General features: G+C 67.4%; 15 protein-coding genes. 6 read left to right on the forward strand and 9 right to left on the reverse strand.

The annotated features are described in order from the left end of the window. The first annotated feature begins 155 nt into the window (after positions 1–155). The 3 genes from scpB to IEQ11_RS13510 all read left to right on the forward strand — a co-directional run bounded on the left by scpB (position 156) and on the right by IEQ11_RS13510 (position 4662). Entirely contained in the window at positions 156–1268 is a 1113-nt protein-coding gene (gene scpB / locus IEQ11_RS13500) for an SMC-Scp complex subunit ScpB (protein WP_191822968.1), read from the forward strand. Continuing rightward, a complete protein-coding gene (locus IEQ11_RS13505) occupies positions 1265–2941 on the forward strand; it encodes a pseudouridine synthase (RefSeq protein ID WP_046656763.1) in 1677 nt (558 codons plus the stop codon). Before scpB ends, IEQ11_RS13505 begins: the two co-directional genes overlap by 4 nt. Positions 2942–3447: 506 nt before the next feature. Further along, positions 3448–4662 (forward strand): serine hydrolase domain-containing protein, encoded by a 1215-nt coding sequence (locus IEQ11_RS13510; RefSeq protein ID WP_191822967.1) that lies wholly within the window; start codon positions 3448–3450, stop codon positions 4660–4662. A 390-nt stretch (positions 4663–5052) separates the two neighbouring features. Here the strand turns inward: IEQ11_RS13510 and IEQ11_RS13515 are convergent, their stop codons facing one another. Beyond that, positions 5053–5520 (reverse strand): nuclear transport factor 2 family protein, encoded by a 468-nt coding sequence (locus IEQ11_RS13515; RefSeq protein WP_046656764.1) that lies wholly within the window; start codon positions 5518–5520, stop codon positions 5053–5055. Between IEQ11_RS13515 and IEQ11_RS13520 the strand changes: the two genes are divergently transcribed. The 3 genes from IEQ11_RS13520 (at position 5519) to IEQ11_RS13530 (ending at position 8410) form a co-directional block, all read left to right on the forward strand. Next, entirely contained in the window at positions 5519–6223 is a 705-nt protein-coding gene (locus IEQ11_RS13520) for a TetR/AcrR family transcriptional regulator (protein ID WP_247024547.1), read from the forward strand. The two genes, IEQ11_RS13515 and IEQ11_RS13520, sit on opposite strands and share 2 nt — an antisense overlap. A gap of 293 nt (positions 6224–6516) precedes the next feature. Next, positions 6517–7665, forward strand: a complete 1149-nt coding sequence (locus IEQ11_RS13525; RefSeq protein ID WP_036112957.1) for an NAD(P)/FAD-dependent oxidoreductase — start codon at positions 6517–6519, stop codon at positions 7663–7665. Between the two features lie 193 nt (positions 7666–7858). Beyond that, complete coding sequence (locus tag IEQ11_RS13530; RefSeq protein WP_096414714.1) at positions 7859–8410, forward strand: hypothetical protein; 552 nt, start codon at positions 7859–7861, stop codon at positions 8408–8410. 124 nt (positions 8411–8534) lie between these two features. Here IEQ11_RS13530 and IEQ11_RS13535 read toward each other — a convergent pair whose 3' ends face one another. The 8 genes from IEQ11_RS13535 to IEQ11_RS13570 all read right to left on the reverse strand — a co-directional run bounded on the left by IEQ11_RS13535 (position 8535) and on the right by IEQ11_RS13570 (position 17643). Then, complete coding sequence (locus tag IEQ11_RS13535) at positions 8535–9332, reverse strand: amidohydrolase (RefSeq protein WP_057921798.1); 798 nt, start codon at positions 9330–9332, stop codon at positions 8535–8537. Positions 9333–9556: 224 nt separating this feature from the next. Then, complete coding sequence (locus IEQ11_RS13540) at positions 9557–11233, reverse strand: type IV secretory system conjugative DNA transfer family protein (protein WP_046656766.1); 1677 nt, start codon at positions 11231–11233, stop codon at positions 9557–9559. A gap of 37 nt (positions 11234–11270) precedes the next feature. After that, positions 11271–11552 (reverse strand): hypothetical protein, encoded by a 282-nt coding sequence (locus tag IEQ11_RS13545; RefSeq protein WP_046656767.1) that lies wholly within the window; start codon positions 11550–11552, stop codon positions 11271–11273. A gap of 48 nt (positions 11553–11600) precedes the next feature. Next, positions 11601–12134, reverse strand: coding sequence for an XVIPCD domain-containing protein (locus IEQ11_RS13550; RefSeq protein WP_036112945.1), 534 nt, complete (start codon positions 12132–12134; stop codon positions 11601–11603). Between the two features lie 974 nt (positions 12135–13108). Continuing rightward, on the reverse strand, positions 13109–14221 hold the full coding sequence (locus tag IEQ11_RS13555) for an XVIPCD domain-containing protein (RefSeq protein WP_247024549.1): 1113 nt from the start codon (positions 14219–14221) through the stop codon (positions 13109–13111). Between the two features lie 35 nt (positions 14222–14256). Next, positions 14257–14763 (reverse strand): hypothetical protein, encoded by a 507-nt coding sequence (locus IEQ11_RS13560; RefSeq protein ID WP_191822965.1) that lies wholly within the window; start codon positions 14761–14763, stop codon positions 14257–14259. A 32-nt stretch (positions 14764–14795) separates the two neighbouring features. Continuing rightward, positions 14796–15470: a hypothetical protein gene (locus IEQ11_RS13565; protein WP_191822964.1), complete on the reverse strand. Its 675-nt coding sequence runs from the start codon at positions 15468–15470 to the stop codon at positions 14796–14798. Positions 15471–15666: 196 nt separating this feature from the next. Next, positions 15667–17643: an XVIPCD domain-containing protein gene (locus tag IEQ11_RS13570; RefSeq protein ID WP_191822963.1), complete on the reverse strand. Its 1977-nt coding sequence runs from the start codon at positions 17641–17643 to the stop codon at positions 15667–15669. Positions 17644–17714 lie beyond the last annotated feature (71 nt).

Consider the following 17714-nt stretch of genomic DNA (forward strand, 5'->3'; position numbering starts at 1 on the left):
CCGGACCTCGCCAGCGCCCGGCACGCCATCGCCACCCGCAGCACCGCGCCCCGCGCCATCGGGCACGTCCGCTTCACGCCCGACCGGCCGGCGCTGATCCGCCGCCCGCGAACCACCGCACGAATCCCTACTCCCGAATCCCGAATCCCGGCTCCATGGACCAACTCCTCGTTACCCGCATCGTCGAAGCCTCCCTGCTCGCGGCCACCCAGCCGCTGACGCTGGCGCAATTGCATGCGCTGTTCCCCGAGGACCAGCCGGCCCCGGCCGACAGCGTCGAGACCGCGCTGCAGATCCTGCGCGAAGGCTGCGCCGATCGCGGGGTGGAACTGGTCGAACTGGCCTCGGGCTTCCGCTTCCAGGTCCAGGCCGACGTGCATCCGTGGGTCGCGCGCCTGTGGACCGAGCGCCAGACCCGCTACACCCGCGCCACCCTGGAAACCCTGGCGCTGATCGCCTACCGCCAGCCGATCACCCGCGGCGAGATCGAACAGGTCCGCGGCGTGGCGGTCAGCAGCAACATCATCAAGGCGCTGGAAGAGCGCGAGTGGATCCGCGTGGTCGGCCACCGCGACGTGCCCGGCAAGCCGGCGCTGTTCGGCACCACCAAGGCCTTCCTCGACTACTTCGGCCTCAAGCGCCTGGACGAGCTGCCGCCGCTGTCGGAGCTCAAGGACATCGGCGAACTCGAGCCGCAGCTGCAGTTCGGCGCCGAAGCGATCGCGGCCGGCGGCATCGGCGGCGGCGATGAGGCGGGCAACAGCGAGCAGGCGAATGCCGAGGGCGAATCACAGGATGGCGAAATCGCCGCCGCGGCCAACGACGAAGCCCTCGGCCACGCCGATGCGCCTTCCGACCAATCCGGGCAAGACGATGCAGACGCGGCCGCGCAATCCGGCGCCGCCCAGATCGATGACACCCACGCCGATGAAGCCCACGCGGCCCCGGCCACCGCCGGCGAAACCGCCGAGGCGCACGGCGCCGACGATGCGGGCGACACCGCCGCTTCCGAGACCGATGAAACCGTCGCCGACGCACCCGCCAGCGACGAGCACCACCCCCAATCCCACGACGCCGACGAGCCCGAGCCCGCCGACGCCGAAGATGCCAACGAACATACCGTCCTGTCGGACGACCCCGAAGCCGCGCCGGGCAAGCGCGCGGCGGACGCGAACGATCACGAGCAAGACCAACACGCCGTCGAGACGACGACCGTTCCGGAACTTGAGGCTGAGTCCGAAGACGACCAGCCGGAGCAACAGAAATGACTGACGAAAAACCCCGCAAGCTCTCTTTGAAGCGCAGCGGTGACAGCGCGGCCCCCGAAGCGCCGCGCCTGGAAGAACGCCTGCACAAGGTCCTCGCGCAAGCGGGCCTGGGCTCGCGCCGCGCGCTGGAACAGCGCATCGCCGACGGCCTGGTCAAGGTCAACGGCGAGACCGCGCAGGTTGGCATGAGCATCAAGGGCGGCGACAAGATCGAACTCGACGGCCGCAGCTTCGTCGCCAGCGCGCTGACCGAACCCTCGCGCGTGCTGATGTACAACAAGCCCGAAGGCGAAGTCACCACCCGCGAAGATCCCGAAGGCCGGCCGACCATTTTCGATTCGCTGCCCGCGCTCAAGGGCGCGCGCTGGATCGCGATCGGCCGCCTCGACATCAACACCACCGGCCTGCTGCTGCTGACCACCGACGGTGAGTTGGCCAACGCGCTGATGCATCCCTCCTTCGAGGTCGAGCGCGAATACGTCTGCCGCGTGCGCGCCCCCGAAGGCCAGGAGACCGTGCCCGACAACCTGGTCGACCGCCTCGCCCGCGGCGTTTCGCTCGACGACGGCCCGGCCAAGTTCGACGAAATCGAACGCATCGGCGGCAGCGACTCGCACGACTGGTTCCGGGTCGTGGTCAAGGAAGGCCGCAACCGCGAAGTCCGCCGTCTGTGGGAATCGCAGGGCTGCCAGGTCAGCCGGCTCAAGCGCATCCGCTACGGCACCGTGTCGCTGCCGCGCGAACTGCTGCGCGGCCACTCGCAGGAACTGGTCAACGACAAGGTCGACGCGCTGCGCGCGAACCTCGGCCTGGAAGACGGCACCCCGTCGGCGCTGACCCTGCAGCCGGTGATCGGCCAACGCAAGGCGGCCAAGTCGACCGTGCATCTGTCCGGCAACGAGCGTTCGGCCGGTTATGTCGGCGGCCACAACACCGCCGACGAAGGCCGCGAACTGCGTCGCTTCGACCACGTGCGCGAAGACCGCAACGGCCGCGGCCGAGGCGGTCCGCGCAAGCCCGGCGGCCTGACCGTCAGCGGCGAAGCCGCGGCGCGCCAGTCGCAGAAGCCGTTCAAGCAGCGCAAGGACAAGGGCGCCAACTCGCTGCCCGACGGCAACCCGGCGGCGTTCCGCACCTGGTACGTGCCCGAAGGCGTCGAGACCGGCCCGAGCGGCCATCGCAATCCCGACGGTCGCGGCAAGAAGCCCTACGCCGGCAAGCCCGGCGGCGGCGCCGGTCGCGGCCCGGCCGGTGCCGGCGCGGGTGCCGGTCGCGGCCGTGCGCAAGGCGGCGGCTTCGGCGGCGATCGCAACGGCAACACCACCGGCGGCGGCAACGGCCCCTACGGCGAGCGCCGCAGCGGCGGCGGTCAGGGACAAGGCCAGGGTCAGCGCAGCTCGCGTCCCTACGGTCACCCGGGCAACGCGCCGAGCTTCCCGTCCGATCACGCCAATCCGGGCTTTACGCCTTACGGCAGCGAGCGCCCGGCACGCAACAACAACGGCCCGCGTCCGGCCGGCGGCAAGCCGGGCGGTCGTCCCGGCGGCCCGGGCGGTCCGCGTCCGGCCGGCAATGCGCGTCCCGGCGGCAACCGTCCGCCGGGCGGCGCGCCGCGTCCGGGCGGTCCGCGCGGTGGCGGCCGTCCCGGCGGCGGTCGCGGTCCGCGCGGCTGAGGTCGCGAAGGCTGATGCGAGGCCCGCGGATTCGCCGGCGATCGCAGTGACTTAAAGACAAGGGCGCTTCGGCGCCCTTTTCTTTTGGACGTCGCGCTCAAACCGCCGCTCTGCTGCAGGTACGCACGACCTTGGTTTGCGCCGTGGTTCAAGTGACGTGGTCGCGGCTCGCGCCGCTCCTACAGTGACCGTCGCCAACTTGCCGAAAGCCACATGGGCTACCTGTAGGAGCGGCGCAAGCCGCGACCGCGCCATCCCGGCAACGACGCAAGCTGCGCCGGAAGCCGCATCCCCATGCTTGCGACGCACGCCCTGCGAGCACCCCATCGGCAAACCGACTGTCCGCATTCGGTAAACCCCGCGCCCTACCCTGCAATCACCTGCGCCACGCCACGCTTAACCACAATCCCGCGCGCGGCATGGCAGTGTTTCACCGTCACCGCTTGTAGCCGGCGAAGCCGCAACCAGCTTCGCACTGTCTTTCCGTTGGCATAGGCAATCCCCCCATGAATCTGCCCGCTTCCGCCCCGATCGAGTCGCTCGCCGCGCTTGAACCGCCCGCCCCCACCGTGCTGCGCGACCGCGTCGACGATGCGATCGACCGCGCCATCGCCGAGCGGCGGCTGATCGGCGCGGTCGTGCTGATCGCCCGCGACGGCGTGCCGGTCTATCACCGCGCGGCCGGCCTGGCCGATCGCGAATCCGACCGGCTGATGCGCGAGGACGCGATCTTCCTGCTGGCCTCGGTGACCAAGCCCTTCGTCGCCGCCGCGGCGATGAAACTGGCCGAACAAGGCCGCATCGACCTCGACGCACCGGTCACCCAATGGCTGCCGCGGTTCCGCCCGCGCCTGGCCGACGGCACCGCGCCGGCGATCAGCCTGCGCCAATTGCTAAGCCACACCTCGGGCCTGAGCTATCGCTTCGGCGAAGCGCCCGGCGGCGATTACGACACCCTGGATATTTCCGACGGCTTCGATCAGCCGGGCCTGGGCATCGAGGAAAACCTGCGCCGGATCGGCGAAGCGCGGCTGCGCTTTCCGCCCGGCCAGGGCTTCAAGTATTCGATCGGGATCGACGTGCTCGGCGAAGCGATCGCGCGCGCGACCGGCACGCCGCTGCCGAAACTGATCGAAGAGTTGATCACCGCGCCGCTGTCGCTGCACGACACCGGCTTCCACATCGCCGATCACCGCCGCACCGCCACGCCGTACACCGACGGCGTGGCCGCCGACGGCTCGCGCCGGCCCGCGCGCATGCTCGACGGCGCCACCGTGCCCTTGTTCGACACGGTGCTGCGCTATGCGCCGAGCCGCTTGGAACACCCCGCCTCGTATCCGTCCGGCGGCGCCGGCATGGCCGGTACCGCCGCCGACGTGCTGACCCTGCTGGAAACCCTGCGCCAGGGCGGCGGCGCGATCCTGCAGCGCGAATCGGTCGCGGCGATGATGCGCGAGCAGGTGCCCGCGCCGATCGAAGGCCTGGATCCGGGCTGGGGTTATGGCTACGGCTGGGCGTTGTTGAACGACCCGCTCGCGACGAACACGCCGCAGTCGCCGGGCACCATCGCCTGGGGCGGCGTGTACGGCCACTCGTGGTTCGTCGACCCGCAGCGCCGGTTGAGCGTGGTCGCGCTGACCAACACCGCCATCGAAGGCATGCAGGGCGAATTCACGATTGATCTGCGCGATGCGGTGTATGCGGGCCTGGGCGCGGATTGACTTTAATCCCGTCGCGTAACCGATCCCTGTAGGAGCGGCGCAAGCCGCGACCGCGAATCCACACCGGCGTCGTTGCTTTGTCTCATGCGACGTTGCTGCGGATACGTCGGCACTTCGTCGCATACGACGTTGACGTGAATTCGCGGTCGCGGCTCGCGCCGCTCCTACAGTCGCTTCGCCCAGCAACGACTACGCCCCAGCGCGAATACGTCGTCGCATGCGACGTTGCCGCGGATACGCGGTCGCGGCTTACGCCGCTCCTACAGTCGCTCCGTGCGGGAACGACTGCATTCCTGGCGCGGATACGTCGTCATGTCGTCGCATGCGATGTTGCCGCGAATTCGCGGTCGCGGCTTGCGCCGCTCCTACAGTCGCTCCGTCCGGCAACGACTACATCCCTAATTCGCTCAAGCCGGGATGATCGTCCGGCCGGCGGCCCTGCGGCCAATGGAAGCGACGTTCGCTCTCGGCGATCGGCCGGTCGTTGATGCTCGCCAGACGCAGCCGCATCAGCCCGTCGTCGCCGAATTCCCAGTTCTCGTTGCCATAGCTGCGATACCACTGCCCCGAATCGTCGCGCCACTCGTAGGCGAAACGCACCGCGATGCGCCGGCCTTCGAACGCCCACAGTTCCTTGATCAGCCGGTACTCGAGCTCGCGGTTCCACTTGCGCCGCAGAAACGCCACCGCCGCGTCGCGGCCCTCGACGAATTCGGCGCGGTTGCGCCAGCGCGTGTCCAGCGAATAAGCCAGCCCGACCCGTTCGGGATCGCGCGAATTCCAGCCGTCTTCGGCCAGGCGGACTTTCTCGATCGCGCTGTCGCGCGTGAACGGCGGCAACGGGGGACGGGTTTCCATGACGGCTCCTCAGGCATGTAGACAGATCGGTCTACATAACATTAATCAATGTGGACAGGTTTGTCTACTGCGAATGGAAAAGGCAGACGAAGCGGTCTACGATCGCGGCATGAGCCGAAAACCGACCGCCTCCGCCCGCCTCGCCGATGCGCCTTCCGCGCGCGAGCGCATCCTGCAGACCGCGCACGACCTGTTCTACCTGGAAGGCATTCGCGCGACCGGCATCGACCGGGTGATCGCCGAATCCGGCGTGACCAAGGTGACCTTGTACCGGCATTACCCGAGCAAGAACGACCTGATCCTGGCGTTCCTGGACTATCGCCATCAACGCTGGATGACCTGGTTCGACGGGGCCCTGCATCGTTTCGGCGCCGACGCGGCGGCGCTGCTGCCGACGATGGCCGAATGGTTCGCCCATCCGCAGTACCGCGGCTGCGCCTTCATCAACACCGTCGCCGAACTAGGCCCGGTGCTGCCCGAAGCAGTGCAGCGCGCACGCGACCACAAACGGCAGATGCAGGCCCGCATCGCCGAATTGCTGCCGGCGAGCGAGGATCGCGAGGCTCGCGCGCAGGCGCTGGCGATCGCGGTGGACGGCGCGATCGTGCGCGCGGCCTGCGATGCGTCATCGGATGCGGCGTTGGCTTCGTTGAAGATGGCCATCGATGCATTCGCGTATGCCGGTGATCGCAGTTCGTCATGAATCGTCGTCTGCGATAGAACGAAACCGGACACGCGCAAACCATTGCCCACTTTGGAAAAGGGGGCACGCGCCCGGCGCAAGTTCGTTTCTATGCGTTAAGCGGAGCGCGGGGGATTCGCTTTGGCTTGGGGCGAAAAGCGAATCCCCCCTGCCCCCCTTTTCCAAAGGGGGAACAGCAAAAGCGGATGCACAGGGATGGGTGAATGCGCGAGCCACACACTTCACACAGCCCCCATACGCGCTTCGTACTGCGCTCCCACACTGCGTCGCAACTCCCACGACAAGGTGCGTCCATGAACTCCGATACCGGCCGTTACGATTGCGATCTGGTCGTCGTCGGCGCCAGTTTCGCCGGCGCCGCCTGCGCCTTGGCCGCGGCGCGCGCGGGGCTGCGCGTGGTGGTGCTCGAGCGCAAGCGCGATCCCGGCGACAAGCTGCGCACCACCGGCATCGTGGTCAAGGAGGCCGCCGAGCAGACCTGGCTGAGCCGCGCGCCGGCCGGGTGCGTGCATCGGGTCGAACGCGTGCGGCTGTATTCGCCGAATCTGCGCAGCATGGCGTTGAGCGCGCCGGGTTATTACTTCCTCACCACCGACACCCCGCGGCTGATGCGCTGGCTGGCGCAGGAACTGGTCCGCCACGGCGTCGACCTGCGCCTGGGCGCGTCGTTCAATCAGGCTGAACGCGACGGCGACGGTTGGCGGGTCGAAGGGGTCGGCCGGTGCCGTTTCCTGGTCGGCGCCGACGGCGCCAAATCGCGCGTCGCCGAGCGCGCCGGGCTGGGCCGCACGCGCGAATTCCTCTACGGCATCGAATACGAATTCCCCGGCCTGTCGCTGCCCGAATCCGGCGCCCTGCACTGCTTCGTCAGCAAGCGCTATGCGCCTGGCTACATCGGCTGGATCGCGCAGAACCCGACCGGCGTGCAGGCGGGCCTGGCGCTGCGCCACGATCCCGAGCGCGCTCGCGTGCCCGATATCGACGGCTTCCTCGCCCGCGTCGGCGCCGCGGTCGGGCTGGATCCGCAACTGCGTCCGAGCGCGACCCGCGCCGGCCTGATCCCCTGCGGCGGCCCGGTGTTTCCGCTGGCGCGCGACGGCGTGATGCTGACCGGCGACGCCGCCGGCATCGTCTCGCCGGTCACCGCCGGCGGCATCCACTCGGCCTGGGCACACGGCGAAACCCTGGGTCAGGCGATCGCGCTGCACGCGCTCGGCCACGGACCGGCGCCGGAAATCGTGGCCCGCGACAGCGCGCCGCGGTTCCGCCGCAAGCGCGCCCTGCGCTGGGCCTTCGACCGTTTCCAGTTCGACTGGCCGTTCGATCTGCTGCTGCATTCCGCGCCGCTGCGCTGGGCCGCCGAGCAGGTGTATTTCCACAAGCGCGGCTCGCGCGAAGACGATGAGCCGGCGCGTGCGCCGCGCTCGTCGGAAACGTATTGAGGCGGGTGTCGCGGGCTTGAGGTCTACGAGGCCGCGCGTCGAGCTGCCAGGCCCGCTTCGTCGATTCGCGTGGGGCCGGAACAAATCCGGCCCGCCGCCTTCACGGGCGGGAAGCGCAATTGAAACTTGGCGGCGATGCGTCGTTTTGGCGGTGGCTCGCGCGCGCGGCGCGGGGACGGCGTACATTCGGCGGATGAAGACACTCACCGCGCCCGCCCGTTTCGTCCTGTCCGCCTGTCTGTTCGCGGGCCTGTCCATCGCTCAGGCCGAACCGGCCAATGGCCTGAGCCTGCAACCCGATTCGCGCAATCGCGACGTGGTCGCGATCGTCGGTTCGCAGCGCAAGCCCTTGCTGCTGTGGAAGGTCGCCTCGATCAAGGGGCCGATCCAGGGCCAGACCTTGATCGCCGACTCCGGCCCGGGCAAGGAACGCTACATCCTGCTCTCGGTCGATTCGCGCAGCGGCACCGGCCCGGCCGACGGCCCCTGCGGTAAGGGCGTGGAAACCGATCTAATCTGGCTGGCCTTGAACGACAAGCTGGAGGTTCGCAAGAACGACACCTACCGGATCGCGTCCTGCCTGGAACCGCTGGAAGGGTTGAAGCGCGAAGACCAACCCGACGGCTCGGTGCGCGCCACCTTGGTGCGTCCGGCGCATGGCGGCGAACCCAGTCGCAATGTCACCGTGCGTTACGACGCCGCCGATGCGGCGCAGGGGTTGCAGGTCCACGACCGGGTCAATTGATCGGGCACCGACTGTAGGAGCGCCGCGAGTCGCGACCGCGACATCGCGCTGACGAGGTAACTGTGATGTCGCGGTCGCGACTTGCGTCGCTCCTACAGCGGGTATAGGTGAGCACCGCATCCACTCACGCCAGCTCGAACCGATCCCCATCCAGCATCGCCGGGAAACGCTCGCGGTGCGCGGCCAGTTCGGCGGCCTGCAAGGTGGTGGTGACCACGACTTCTTCGTCGGTGCATTCGCTCACCGCATGGCCGAGGAAATCGATCACCGCGCTGTCGCCGGCATAGTGCAGGCCGTTGCCGTCGTCGCCGACGCGGTTGAGGCCGGCGACGTAGCACAGGTTTTCGATCGCGCGCGCGCGCAGCAGGGTCTTCCACGGGTAGGCGCGCGCCGACGGCCAGTTGGCCACGTACAGCAGCAGGTCGAAATCCAGCGCGCCGGGGCGCTCGACATCGAAACGGTTGCGCGAAAACACCGGGAACCGCAGGTCGTAGCAGACCAGCGGACAGATCCGCCAGCCCTTCCATTCCACGGTCAGGCGCTCGCGGCCGGCGGCATAGCGCTCGTGTTCCTTGGCGTAACGGAACAGGTGGCGCTTGTCGTAGGTCTGCAGCCCACCGTCGGGCGTGGCGAACAGCAGCCGGTTGAACACGCCCTCGTCGGTGCGCAGTTGCACGCTGCCGGTCACCGCGGCGCCGAGCCGGGCGGCCTGCTCGCGGATCCAGGCCACGGTCGGCCCGTCCATGGTTTCGGCGTTGCCGATGGCCTCGTTGCTGAAACCGCTGGTGAAGGTTTCCGGCAGCAGCACCAGGTCGGTGATGCCGCGCAGCGAGGCGAGCAGATGACCGTAATACTCGCGATTGCCGGCCGGGTCGTGCCAGCGGGTCGCGCCCTGGACTAAGGAGATACGCAGATCTTTCATGGCGGGTCGGCCTGACGTACGTGCAGTCCGCATTATGCCGCGCGGCCGAGGCGATGGATCAGGTCACCGGTGCAAAAAGCGCGCGTCGAGATCCTGTGCTCAGAACCCATCGTCATGACGCCGCCATCGGCTCGGACCTGGGTTCGGTTTTGCCATCGCCATAAACCAGAACGCCGCCGCGATGAGCCATCGCGGCGGCGTGCGGAGTCAGACGTTCGCGCCGATCAGACCTTCAGGTCCAGCATCGGCACCGTCACCTTCGGCAACAGCCGCTGGGTGAACATCTTGTCCTGGTAGTACTTGATCTTGTCGCACTTGACCGGGTGCGGGATGCCTTCGTACAGGAACACCTCGGTGTCGAAGCCCATCGCCTTGAGCTCCTGCGGCAGCATCAGCGCGCGGCGCTCCTCGGACTCGCTGCGCGAGATGTCCTTGCCGCGGGTGATGTTCTCCTTGCGCACGGTGGTGTAGCCGAGCATGTCGGAGTAATCGTTGGCGTCCTGCTGTTCGCGCGGCGCGTAGATGATCTGCAGCGCGTGGTTGGTGATGATGGTGCGCGAGATGTCCTTGCCGTAGGTCGCGTCGAGCTGCGACATGCTCTGGATGATCGGCAGCAGACGGATGTTGTAGCCGGCCATGTACGACACCGCCGAGGCGATGATGTCGACCTTGCCGATGGAGGTGAATTCGTCCATCAGCAGCAGGCACTGGAACTTGAGCTCGGGATTGTTCTGCGGCAGCTCGCGGGTGTTGAGGTTGATGATCTGGCTGAAGAACAGGTTGATGATCAATCGGCTTTCGGCCAGCTTGTTGGGCTGGATGCCGACGTAGATCGTCATCTTCTTCTTGCGCAGGTCGGTCAGCAGGAAATCGTCGGTCGCGGTGGCCGCGTCCAGCACCGGGTTGATCCAGGGGTTGAGCGGTTCCTTGAACGTGCCCAGGATCGAGGCGAAGGTTTCATCGGCCTGCGAGAGCATGTTGGCGAACGCCGAGCGCGCGTTGGAGCTGAGGAACGGACGCTCCGACAGGCCCTTGAGGAAGGGCTTGAGTTCGCTCTTGCCGTCGCCCGAGGACAAACGGTAGACCGCGCCCAGGGTCGGGATGGTGCCGAACGGGAAGCCGACCTTGTTGGCGTCGTCGTAGGCTTCGAACAGGTACAAGGTGAACGCCATGAAGGCGTTGCGGGCCTGGCTGACCCAGAACTTCTGATCGTCCGAGCCGTCCGGATACAGCATCGCGGCGATGCTCATCAGGTCGGACACGCGGAACGCCGGATCGGCCGAGACGTAGGTCAGCGGGTTCCAGCGATGGGTGCGGCGGTCTTCGGCGAAGGGGTTGAACAGGAAGATCTCCTGGCCCTGCTGCGAACGCCAGCCGCTGGTCAGGTCGAAGTTTTCCTGCTTGATGTCCAGCACCACCATCGAGCCCTGGTAGTTGAGCAGGTTCGGGATCACGATGCCGACGCCCTTGCCCGAGCGGGTCGGCGCGGCGAGGATCACGAACTGCTGGCCGCTGAGCTGGACCAGCTGGCCGTTGTACTTGCCGACCACGATGCTGGTCGGGGTCGACTTGAACATGTCCTTCTTGCTCAGGTCGCCGCCGTTGGCGAAGCGCGCATCGCCGTGGATCGACTTCTTGGCCGGCTTGAACATCAGGTACAGCAGGCCCAGGTAAGCCGCCACCAGCAGGCCGTAGCCGATGAAGCCGCCGGCCTTGATCTTGCCGGCATAGGGCTTGTACTGGGGAACGTCGAGCACCTTGAGGTAATCGAGGTAGGTGTTCCACTTCAACGCCGCGGTGTCGATCTTCATCAACATCAACGTCAGGTATCCCGACAGATACGTCCCCGCGACAGCCACCAATACCAGCGCCACCAGGGCGAAAATCGCTTTCCCTTTCACGTTTGTTTCCTGCTTGTGTCCCCGAACCCGCTGTCGGTCAGCGTCGCTTCCGGCCTGCCCGGAGCCCGGAAGACTCCGCCGGGCGCGATGGCGCCATCATATCCGGGCCGGCGCCGCCGCTGGAGACCATTTCTCTGACAATCCAGTCGTCGAGCCAGATCTGGGCGTCGCTGAGGGTCAATTCCTGGCGCATTTTGACCCCCGACGACGACATCACCGCGTAGGCGTAGATGTCGTTGGGATCAAAGGACGCCTCGTCGGTCAGGGCCACGATCTGGTAGCGGCCCTTGGTCAGTACGTGGTGCTGGTACTCGTTCATTGCAGCCTCCTGGGCCGCGCGCCCGGGTGCGGGTGCGCGCGGCGGGTGTCAGTCCTTGTCCTTGAACAGGCTGCGCGCCGGCGCGGATTGCTCGCGTTCGTTGCGCTCGCCCTGCTGTTGCGCCTGGGTCCCGCCCTGGCGCTGTTCGTGTTCGCGCTGGCGCTCGAGCAGGTCCTGCTCGCGATTGAGCTGGGCGAACTGTTCGCTGCTGCGCTGCATCGACTGGCTCGCCGCCTGATGGGCGTCGACGTAACTCATGCGCCGGCTCGGCGAATCGGGGTCGCCCTCGACCGCGAACGCGCGCGCGCCGTCCTTGCTGAATACGACATGGTCGACGCCGTGATGGCCTCGCGCGGCTTCCAGCGCCAGCGCGGCGGCGAGATTGTCGCGTTCGCCGCTGCTGTACTGACGCGCCATCTCCTGCTTGTCCAGGCACACGCGCGTGGTCGAAAACAGATCGTGCTGCGGATGGCTCGGGCTGCTGAGCAGGTTGCGCTGCTCGCCGCGGCGCATGTCGTCCAGGGTCTGGCTGCTGGCCCCGGTGCCGATGCCCAGATGTTGATCGGGTGGATTGGCGTTCATCGCTGCGACCCTCCGCTGGTTTCGTGGGCGACGCCGGCCGCGTGTCCGCCACGCCTGCCGATCCCGTCGACCTGTATATATCCGATTGCCCGTCGGCGCATTACCGCTGGTCCCACCGCGCGTGCCGCCCCACGTCGGCGCGACGCGCGCCCGGCGCCGCCGAAGCGACGACAAAGCGGCAGCGGCAGGCTCGATCTCCCTAGCGATCGAGCCTGCCGTGCCCACCCCGCCCTTGCGGGAGGAGCAGCGACATCCCTGTCCAGGACTCCACAGCGACTGCAAAGCCGTCCATGGCCTGCGAAGCCCTCAAGCCGAACCGGACGACCGCCTCCACCGATGGTTGCGGGCGCCGGCTCGGACCAGCTGTCGAAGCGGCGGCGCCCCACGCGCCACCGCCCCTTGAATTAGTGCCGCGACGCATCCGTGCGCCGCTTTCCTTGCCGTCCGGTCCGATCTCGCGATCGAGCCGGTTCCTGCAACACCGATCAGGCTCGCCAGCCGCGGCCTCCGTCGCCGCGCCGTTCGATCCCGCTGTCGATCAAGCAACGACGCATGCCGCGTCGCCGCCTGTTGAATGGGTGCCGCGACGCATCCGTGCGCCGCTTTCCTTGCCGTCCGGTCCGATCTCGCGATCAAGCCGGTTCCTGCAACGCCGATCAGGTTCGTAGGCCGCGGCATCCGTCGCCGCGCCGTTCGATCCTGCTGTCGATCAAGCAACGGCGCATGCCGCGTCGCTGCCTGTTGAATGGGTGCCGCGACGCATCCGTGCGCCGCTTTCCTTGCCGTCCGGTCCGATCCTGCGATCGGGCCGGTTCCAAACCGAACTTGCTGCGTACATCCACATCGGGCGTCACGGTGAAGCGGATCGCGCCGAGGCCTCCAGAATCTGTCGCCGCGACGCATCCGTGCGCCGCTCTCCCTGCCGTCCGACCCGATCCTGCGATCGCGCCGGTTCCAAACTCAGACCGAAGCCGTCAAATCAAACTCATCTTCGGCGACGCCTGCTGCTGCGCCTGCTGTTGTTCCTGCTGCTGTTGCTGCGCCTGCGCCAGCTTCGGCGCGTCCTGCTGCAATTTCTGCGAGGACTGCTCGATCGACTGGCTCATCGCCTGATCCTTGTCGGCGAACACGCGCTGGTGCGCCGGATCGTTGAGCCCGCCCTGGACCGCGAACAGGCCGCTGCCGTTGACGCTCGGCACGACGTGATCGATGCGGTTCATGCCGCTCATGCGCGCTTCGTAGGTCAAGGTGCCGGCGGCGCGCTCGAGCTGCGCGTGATCGCGGAACCCGGCCCGCGGCCCGAGCTTCTCCAGGCCGTCGACCGCCTGCTTGTACATAGCGTGGTCGGGATGGCTGGGGCTCGACAGCAGCTTGCCCTGATCGTCCTGGCGCGGGGTCGCGTGCTTCATCGCGTCCAGGGTCTTCGGACCGGCCACGCCGTCGTCCTTGAGCCCGTGTTCGCGCTGGAACGCCTGCACCGCCTGACGCGTGCGCTCGCCGAAATCGCCGTCGGCGCTCAATGCCTTGCCTTCGCCGTCGCGATAGCCCAGGCGATTCAAACCTTCCTGCAAGGCGCGCACGTCCTGGCCGCGCTCGCCGGCGTGCATGACGCCGTCGTTGGGCTTGTGCTGTTCCGCGCCTGCCTGGTTCGCGCTGCGCGCGCCGGTGGTCTGGCGCTGGTTCCAGAACTCTTCCGGATTGAGGTTACGGCCTTGCGGATCCTTCATCTGGTAATGCACGTGCTGGGCGTACTGCGCCTCGCCGTTCGGGCCGCGCCCGCCCATCGTGCCGATCACCGCGCCGGCCTCGATGCGCTGGCCTTCGACCACCGACTGGCTCTGCGTGTGCAGCAATTGATGACGGTTGCCTTCGGCGTCGCGGATCGAAATCGTGCCGTAACGGCCACCGACGAATTCGACCGTGCCCGCGACCGGCGAATGGATCGAGGGATGCTCGAGATTGACCCCAGCCTGGCCGCCGACGTAATTGAAATCCGAACCGCCGTGCGGACCGCTTGCGCGATGCTCGCCGTAGTGGCCGGTGATGTGCGACGAACGCCCCTGCTGCGGCGGCAGAATCACGTTCATGATGTCCTGGTACGACATATCGATGTCCTCTCAGCTCAGAGCGAATCGTCGCGCTTGCGGTACAGCGTCCAGCACTCGCCCTTGCGGAAGAAGAATGACAGCTGGTAGTCGGTATCGGGCTTGACCAGCATCACTTGCTTGTCGCCGTTCAACTCGGTCTGGCTCAGGACCAGGCCATCGTTCTTCTGGGTCTGGCTGCTCGGCATGACCGGGAATTGCAGCGCATCGCCGTCGAGCATCGCGGTCACCTGCTTGGGCTCGGGATCGGCGTTGGGATCGACGCTGTCGCTCTGCAGCGGCCGCTGGGTGTGCGCCTTCTGCACTTCGACGTCGTCGGTGAAGGCCTTGAGGAAGGCATCGAAGTCCTGCGACGGGCAGGCGATCGCGGCTTTCGCCGGTGCCGCAGCCGGTGTCGTCGCCGAGGGGGCCGCAGCCTGTGTGGCCGGCGCCGCTTGCGAACTTTTGGACGCGACATCGCAACCGGCCAATGCCAGTGAGCCAAGCAACGCGGACAACAACAGCAACTGATTGCGCTTCATCATTTGAGCTTCCGTCGGATCATGAGTGGTTCGCCTTACCGGCCCAGGTCGGCCTTGAACGTTGCCTGGAAATCGATGCGCTGGTCCGGCGCGTCGAGCAGGAAGTACTGCCCCGCCACGATCAGCTGACCATCGTCCCAGCGCAGGTGCTGCGCGCCTTCGGCGACGACCGCCGAGTACGCGCCCTGCGCGCCCGGCACCGCCACATCGCCACCGCCGCGCACCGCGCCGTTGCCGGCGTCGAGCTCGACCACCCGCAACAAGGTCTGCGACAGCGACTGCTGCGGCTGGGTGTCCGACTGCAGCAGCACGTACAAGGCGTCGTCCTGGTGCAGGCAATGGGTCGCGCGGCTTTGGTACGTGTCCTTCGGCAATTCCAGCGTGCGCGTCCACACCGGCTTGCCCGAGGTCTGTTCGATGTAGACCACCGGCTTTTGGTTCATGCCGTCCTCGTCGACCGCCGCGCCGACCACGCACTGCCTGCCGTCGCCGATCGATTCGCTGGCATACGAGGAAAAACCCGCAGGAATGACCGTTTCGGTGGCCGCTCCGCTCGCGCTCGCAGCCGGCGCGGCCGGGCCCGCCGTAGTCGCGCCCGCCGCAGTCGGCGCCACCGGCGCGACGTCGCCGTGCGAGGACGAATCGCAGGCGACCAGCGCCAGCGATGCCATGCACACGGCCATCAGGGACATGCGGTGGTGCTTATTCATCGGAACAATTCATAACGGCAGCGAATCCAGGCCATCGATCATTAATAACCAAACAACATAAAACCTTTGCGACGCAGGTTGCGGAACCATCCCGATGTCCGGGATGACGCGCCCGCCGGATTGCCCGGCGGACGCGCCATCCCCAACCCGTGCCCGCGCGCCGGTCTCGACGCGCGGGACTTGACTCATGCCGCGATCAGACCAGCACCGGCTTGGCCGGCTGACGCTGTTCGGCGTCCTGCGCCGGCGCGGCCTGCGGCTTCTGCGCCGGCACGTCCTGCGCCAGCTGATGGGTCGAACGCTCCACCGGCTGGCTCACCGCGGTGGCCTTGTCGACCAGCGCGCGCTTGCTGGCCGGATCGCCCAGTTCGCCCTGCACCGCGAAATAGCCGGTGCCGCTGGCGTTCGGCACGACGTGGTTGATCTTGTCCAGACCGCCCAGGCGCGCTTCGTAGGTGATGCCCGCCGCGGCGCGCTGACGCTCTTCGGCGTTCTTCAGGCCGCTGTTGGCGCCGAGCTTTTCCAGACCCTTCAACGCGTCTTCGTACATGCCGTGATCGGGGTGCCTGGCATCCGACAGCAGCGGCGACTTCTGCGCGTTCTTGAGCGCTTCCAGGGTCTTCGGGCCGGCTTCGCCGTCGACGGTCAGGCCGTGCGCCTTCTGGAACGAACGCACCGACTCCTCGGTGTGCTTGCCGAAATCGCCGTCGGACTTGAGCGCATTGCCCTGCGCGTCGCGGTAGCCGAGCTTGTTCAACGACTCCTGCAACTCGCGCACCGCGGTGCCCTTCTCGTTGCGCTCGAGCACGCCGTCGGCGTTCGCCGCCGCGGCGGTGCGGGCCGGCGCCGGGTCCTTCTTGGCTTCGGTCTTGGCGGCCGGATCCTGGCTCTGGGCCTGCTGGTTGTCCTTGAGCAGCGAGCGCGATTCGGCCAGCGGATCGGTGGCGTACAGCTTGACGCCGTTGGCCTGCTTGCGGCTGAGGTAGGTGTCCAGCGACGACAGCTCCACGCCTTCGCCGCCGCGCGACTGGCTGATCATCAGTTCGTTGGTCTTGGGATCGCGCACCACCATGGTGATGTGGTCGATGCCCTTGAAACGGCCCTTGTCCCAGCTCTTCGGACCGTTGTCCTCGCCGATGATCATGCCTTCCTTGAGCACGTCGCGGGTCACCGCCTTGCCCTCGATCATCACGCCCGAACGCTGCTGCGCCTTGTCGACGATCATCGCCGCGCCGTCGTTGCCGAGATTGAACTTGTCTTCCTTGCCGAAGACTTCGCGGCCGGCCTTCTTGTTGATCTCGTTCATGGTCGCGTTCTGCATCGTCGCGACCCAGCCCGAGCAATCCACATAGCCCTGGTCGGGATGCTTGCCGTCGACGCCCGGGTACTTGCCGCTCATCGCGTACTTGACGTTGTCGTACTTGACGCTGAGGTCGTGCGCGGCGGTCAGCGAGATGCCGGCGCCGGTCTGGGCCTGAGTCTGCGTCTGAGCCGGGGCGGTCTGCGTCTGCGACGGCGCGGTCTGGGTCTGGGTCTGGGTCGGCGCGGTCTGGGTCGGCTGACGGTTATCGGTGATCGGCGCGATGCCCTTTTCCGGAATCGCCACGCGGTCGAACTTGGTGTCCCAGTACTGGGTGAACGTGGTCGCCATGTCGCGATCGGACATGCGCGAGAACTCGGAGTACTTGTGCCCGGTCACGCGCTCGAAATCGCGCGAGCTGACGTTGTTGAGGATGTTCGAACGGGTGTCGTCGCGCGAGAAATGACCGGTCGCGATCGCCGACTGGATCGAGCGATAGCCCGCGCCGCCCTGCTGATGCGCCATGTACATGTCCAGGCCATCGGGTTCGGGCTTGCCCGACAGGTACGGACGGCCGTCGCGCTCGTGGCGGTTGACCAGGGTGTTGCGGTTGTCCAGGTACAGGCGCGCGGCGGCGTCGGTGTTGGCGACCGCATCGAGCTCGCGGCCGCGGATGCCGTAGGCCTCGGCGGTCGACGGCACGAACTGGAACAGGCCCTTGGCGCCGGCCGCGCCGCGCGAAGCCTGTTCGTTGAAGCTGCCGCCGGTTTCGATGTAGGCGAAACGCATGAAGTCGTCGCGCGGGATGTGCCGCTCGGCCGCTTCGCGTTCGATGATGCCCAGGACTTCAGTGCGGGAATAGTCGCGTGCCATGTCTCAATCTCCTTATGAGTGCCGCTATGTCTTTGTGGGCCGCCGTGATCGGATCGGCCCGCCGGTGTGAA

Origin of the sequence: Lysobacter capsici (assembly GCF_014779555.2) — a bacterium.
GTDB classification, from domain to species: domain Bacteria; phylum Pseudomonadota; class Gammaproteobacteria; order Xanthomonadales; family Xanthomonadaceae; genus Lysobacter; species Lysobacter capsici.

Excerpts from the sequence above, each read along its gene's own strand:
- scpB (WP_191822968.1), top strand. The coding sequence starts at position 156 with ATGGACCAACTCCTCGTTACCCGCATCGTCGAAGCCTCCCTGCTCGCG.
- IEQ11_RS13505 (WP_046656763.1), top strand. The coding sequence starts at position 1,265 with ATGACTGACGAAAAACCCCGCAAGCTCTCTTTGAAGCGCAGCGGTGAC.
- IEQ11_RS13510 (WP_191822967.1), top strand. The coding sequence starts at position 3,448 with ATGAATCTGCCCGCTTCCGCCCCGATCGAGTCGCTCGCCGCGCTTGAA.
- IEQ11_RS13520 (WP_247024547.1), top strand. The coding sequence starts at position 5,519 with ATGACGGCTCCTCAGGCATGTAGACAGATCGGTCTACATAACATTAAT.
- IEQ11_RS13515 (WP_046656764.1), bottom strand. The coding sequence starts at position 5,520 with ATGGAAACCCGTCCCCCGTTGCCGCCGTTCACGCGCGACAGCGCGATC.
- IEQ11_RS13525 (WP_036112957.1), top strand. The coding sequence starts at position 6,517 with ATGAACTCCGATACCGGCCGTTACGATTGCGATCTGGTCGTCGTCGGC.
- IEQ11_RS13530 (WP_096414714.1), top strand. The coding sequence starts at position 7,859 with ATGAAGACACTCACCGCGCCCGCCCGTTTCGTCCTGTCCGCCTGTCTG.
- IEQ11_RS13535 (WP_057921798.1), bottom strand. The coding sequence starts at position 9,332 with ATGAAAGATCTGCGTATCTCCTTAGTCCAGGGCGCGACCCGCTGGCAC.
- IEQ11_RS13545 (WP_046656767.1), bottom strand. The coding sequence starts at position 11,552 with ATGAACGAGTACCAGCACCACGTACTGACCAAGGGCCGCTACCAGATC.
- IEQ11_RS13550 (WP_036112945.1), bottom strand. The coding sequence starts at position 12,134 with ATGAACGCCAATCCACCCGATCAACATCTGGGCATCGGCACCGGGGCC.
- IEQ11_RS13555 (WP_247024549.1), bottom strand. The coding sequence starts at position 14,221 with ATGAACGTGATTCTGCCGCCGCAGCAGGGGCGTTCGTCGCACATCACC.
- IEQ11_RS13560 (WP_191822965.1), bottom strand. The coding sequence starts at position 14,763 with ATGATGAAGCGCAATCAGTTGCTGTTGTTGTCCGCGTTGCTTGGCTCA.
- IEQ11_RS13565 (WP_191822964.1), bottom strand. The coding sequence starts at position 15,470 with ATGAATAAGCACCACCGCATGTCCCTGATGGCCGTGTGCATGGCATCG.
- IEQ11_RS13570 (WP_191822963.1), bottom strand. The coding sequence starts at position 17,643 with ATGGCACGCGACTATTCCCGCACTGAAGTCCTGGGCATCATCGAACGC.